This window comes from Nonomuraea sp. NPDC003201 (genome assembly GCF_053590415.1).
In genome coordinates this window covers 1-3,824 of sequence record NZ_JBSFTC010000571.1, presented here as the reverse complement: position 1 = coordinate 3,824, position 3,824 = coordinate 1, and the positions used below count along the sequence as shown (strand labels likewise).

Below are 3,824 nucleotides of genomic sequence, written 5' to 3'. Positions count from 1 at the left end.
GGGGGGGTCCTCCTTGCGGAGGACCCCGTCTCCTCCAAGTGGCCGGAGGTCCGCCCGGAGGGCGGAGCGTCCACCCGCGATCTTGCCTTAGGTTCGGGGCATGCCCAATGACTCCGCACTTTTTCTCGGCCAGTTCTTCCGGGCGCCGACCACGATCGGGGCGGTCGCGCCCAGTTCGCGGTGGCTGGCCTCGGCTGTCTGCGCGCCGATTCCCGAGCGCGGCGAACCGACCGTGGTCGAGCTCGGCCCGGGCACGGGCCCGTTCACGGCGGAGATCCAGCAGCGGCTGGGCGGGCGTGGTCACCACCTGGCCGTGGAGGTCAACGAGCCCATGGCGCGGCTCCTGGCGGCCCGGTTCCCGGCCGTCGACGTGGTGAACGCCGACGCGGCGCGGTTGGGTGCGTTGCTGGCCGAGCGCGGGTTGCAGCAGGCGGACGTGGTGGTGAGCGGGTTGCCGTGGGCGGCGTTCCCGCAGGAGTTGCAGCATGCGCTGCTGAGTGCGGTGACGTCGGTGATGAGCCCTGGTGCGGCGTTCACGACGTTCTCCTACATTCACGCCATCCCGCTGAGCTCGGCGCGCCGGTTCCGGGCGCTGCTGGCCGAGCGGTTCGAGGAGGTCGTGCCGGGGCGTACGGTGTGGCGCAACACTCCGCCCGCCTTCGTCTTCCACGCGCGCCGCCCCCGCCCATAAGCAGGGCCCGTAAATCCCTGGCAAAGCTTCGGCGGAGGCGGCCGTGGTGCGCGCAGGCCGGGGTGAGTCTCTGCCTCGTCCCCGGAGCAACGTTCTCGGCCTCGGTGAACAAGCCCTCGACATCCGCGCGGCGACCAGGCCGCCCCCGTCCACCCCCCGCTACCCGCGCGCGGGGCAAGCACACCCGCGGATCAGCCGAACGACGGCGGCCGCTTCTCCCGCACCGCGCGCACGCCTTCGACCACGTCGGGGCCGGTGAAACCGAGGAACTCCATGGCCAGTGAGGCGTCGAACGAGGGCCCGGCCAGGCGCAGCCAGTTGTTGAGCGAGTATTTGGTCAGCCTGATCGCCTCCTGAGAGCCGGAGGCGAGCCTGACCGCGATCTCCATGGCCTTGTCGTGCACCTGGTCGTCGTCCACGCACAGGCTGACCAGCCCCATCCGCTCGGCCTGCTCGCCCGTGACGGGCTCGCACAGCAGCAGGTGGTATTTCGCCTTGGCCAGGCCGCACAGCAGCGGCCACACGATGGCCGCGTGGTCGCCGGCCGCGACGCCGAGCCTGGTGTGCCCGTCGATGATCCGCGCCGTACGGCCCGCGACGGAGATGTCGGCCAGCAGGGCCACGGCGAGCCCCGCGCCGACCGCCGGCCCCTGGATCGCCGAGACGATCGGCTTGGAGCAGTTGAGGACGTTGTAGACGATGTCGCGGGCCTCGGCGAACACGCGCAGCCTGGTCGCGTGGTCGCGGGTCATCTCCTCGATCATGGACAGGTCACCGCCCGCGGAGAACGCCTCGCCCTCTCCCCTGACGACGACGGCCCTGACGCTGTCGTCCCGGTCGGCGTCGCGCCAGATCTCGCCCAGCTCGCGGTGGGCGGTCGCGTCCACGGCGTTGAGCCGGCCCGGCTCGCTGATCGTGACCCGCAGGACGCCGTCGGCCGGGGTGTCGATCTTGAGCTTGTCGTACGTCACCATGACCCCCGCAGCCGCTCCGCGACGTACTCGCGGGCCTCGACCGCCTGGTCGAACAGGCCAGGCAGGCCGAAGAAGCCGTGCACGGCGCCGTCCCACCTGCGGCTCTCCGCCGGCACGCCCGACTCCGCCAGGCGCCGGGCGTAGTGCTCGCCCTCGTCTCTCAGCACGTCGTACTCGGCCGTCACCACGGTCGCGGGCGCCAGGCCGGCGACGTCGGGCAGCCGCAGCGGCGACAGCCGCGGGCCGGCCAGGTCGGCGTCACCGGCGTACTGCCGGGCGTACCACGCCAGCTCGGCCGCCCCGAGCGCGTAGCCCTTGGCGTATTCGCCGTGGCTGGGCGTGTCCATGGCCAGGTCGAGCACCGGGCAGACGAGCGCCTGGTGCGTGAGGCCCAGCCCGGCGTCGCGGGCCTGCCAGGCGGCGACGGCGGCCAGGTTGCCGCCCGCGCCCTCGCCGACGACCGCGACGCCGCCGTTGCCCTGGTAGAAGGCCGGCCGGGTGAACAGGTCGCGCACGACGGTCCACGCGTCGTCGGCCGCCGCCGGGAACGGGTGCTCGGGGGCGAGCCGGTAGTCCACGGACACCACCACCGCGCCCGTGCGGATCGCCAGGTCGCGGCAGAGCCGGTCGCTCCGTTTGACGCCGCCGTAGACCCAGCCGCCGCCGTGGAAGAAGACCGCGACGGGCAGGGCGCCGTCGCCGGGGTCGGCGCGGTAGATCCTGATGGGCACGCCCTCGGCCTGCTCGTCACGGACGAAGGGGAGCTTGGTGAGCGGGCCGCGGTGGATCGCCACCCGGTCGGGCTGCGCGCGCGTCTCCCGGATCTCTTCCGGGCCGAACGCGTCGTAGTCGGTGCCCGCGTCCGGCACGTAACGGGCGAGGTAGTCCCGCGCCTGAGGATGCAGCGGCATGATCGCAGCCTATCGGGCCGCCTCGATGAACGCATCGAAGATCCGCGCATCTCCGTCACTCTCCGGATGCCATTGGACACCCACACCGAACCGGTGCCCCTGCAACTCGATCCCCTCGACGATCTGGTCCTCGGCCCAGGCCACGGCCAGCAGGCCGGTGCCGAGGCGGCGGACGGACTGGTGGTGGGGGGCGCTGACCTCGACCCGGTCGCCCACGGCCTTGCCGAGTTTGCTGGAGACGCTGACCTGGATCGTGTGGGTCGCGCCCGGCTCGCCGTGGCGGTCGCTGTCGAGCACCTCGGGCAGCCAGGGGATCAGCGTGCCGCCCTGGGCGACGTTGAGCACGTGCATGCCCCTGGCGATGGCCAGGATCGGCAGGTCGGCGCGGACGGCGGCCCTGGCCAGGGCCAGCTCGAACCGGTCGCGGTGCTGCTGCGGCTCGGCCACCCGCTCGTCGGGCTCGCCGCCGTAGTTGCCCGCGCCGAGCTCCACACCGTCGGCCAGGACGATGCCCTGCAGGCCGCTGATGTAGTCCTCGATGGCGGGGGTGCCGATCGGCGGGAGCATCACGGGAGCGCCCCCGGCCCGCCCGACCGCCCTGGCGTAGGAGGGAGGCGACAGTACGGCCTCGCGTACGTAGTCGCTCCAGCGGGCGGCTTCGAAGTAGGCGGTGATACCGATGAGCGGTCGGGACATGCGATCTCCAGGGGGCAAGGTGGAGTCCGTGCCGCCATCAGCCTGTCAAGATGACGGCCGCACGCCCCATCATGGCGCAAGGTCTTTCCGATATGTCAGGTCTCCCAAAGATCTACCACTTCTGTCCCCACCCCGACGCCTCGCCCCCTCCGCCCGCACGACGCAACGGGCCGGGGCGGGCGCGGCGTGGTCCGCCTTCGGCCGTCCGCACTCAAGCACCCACCGCGCCTCCAGCCACCCCACACCGGCCCTCCCGGCGGGCTCCCGCAAGGGCCGGTGAGGGTGCGGGGCGCTAGGTTGCGGGGCGGGGCACCTCGGTCGGGCGGAGCGGTAGGGGGGCGGCGGCGGGGCGCTGGGTTGCGGGCCGGTGTGCGGGCCCGGGAGGAGGCAGGCCAGGGCGCGGGGAAGTGGGGCGCCCAGGTGCCGGGGGGCGCGCGTGGGTGGGGTCAGGGCGGGGCGCTGAGAGGCCGAGGACGGCGCGCGCGGGTTGGCAGATGGGAAGAGCGACGTGAAGGGAAAGATAGAATTTATAGCGGTGTCGATCACTCGGGG

At 72.8% G+C, this 3,824-nt stretch carries 4 protein-coding genes; 1 reads left to right on the top strand and 3 read right to left on the bottom strand.

Going from position 1 to position 3,824, the window contains the following annotated elements; all coding sequences use genetic code 11:
- Nucleotides 1-100 precede the first annotated feature (100 nt).
- Nucleotides 101-691: a class I SAM-dependent methyltransferase gene (locus ACWDX9_RS60870; protein ID WP_449973041.1), complete on the top strand. Its 591-nt coding sequence runs from the start codon at nucleotides 101-103 to the stop codon at nucleotides 689-691.
- Between the two features lie 191 nt (nucleotides 692-882).
- On the opposite strand, the gene ACWDX9_RS60865 is transcribed toward ACWDX9_RS60870, so the two are convergent.
- From ACWDX9_RS60865 to ACWDX9_RS60855, 3 genes are read right to left on the bottom strand one after another with little or no spacing between them, the layout of a single operon-like run.
- Complete coding sequence (locus ACWDX9_RS60865) at nucleotides 883-1,665, bottom strand: enoyl-CoA hydratase/isomerase family protein (RefSeq protein WP_350734667.1); 783 nt, start codon at nucleotides 1,663-1,665, stop codon at nucleotides 883-885.
- Nucleotides 1,659-2,576, bottom strand: coding sequence for an alpha/beta hydrolase (locus ACWDX9_RS60860; RefSeq protein ID WP_449973040.1), 918 nt, complete (start codon nucleotides 2,574-2,576; stop codon nucleotides 1,659-1,661). The genes ACWDX9_RS60865 and ACWDX9_RS60860 overlap by 7 nt, the downstream gene beginning before the upstream one ends.
- 9 nt (nucleotides 2,577-2,585) lie before the next feature.
- Complete coding sequence (locus ACWDX9_RS60855) at nucleotides 2,586-3,272, bottom strand: gamma-glutamyl-gamma-aminobutyrate hydrolase family protein (protein WP_363968746.1); 687 nt, start codon at nucleotides 3,270-3,272, stop codon at nucleotides 2,586-2,588.
- Nucleotides 3,273-3,824: the final 552 nt, after the last annotated feature.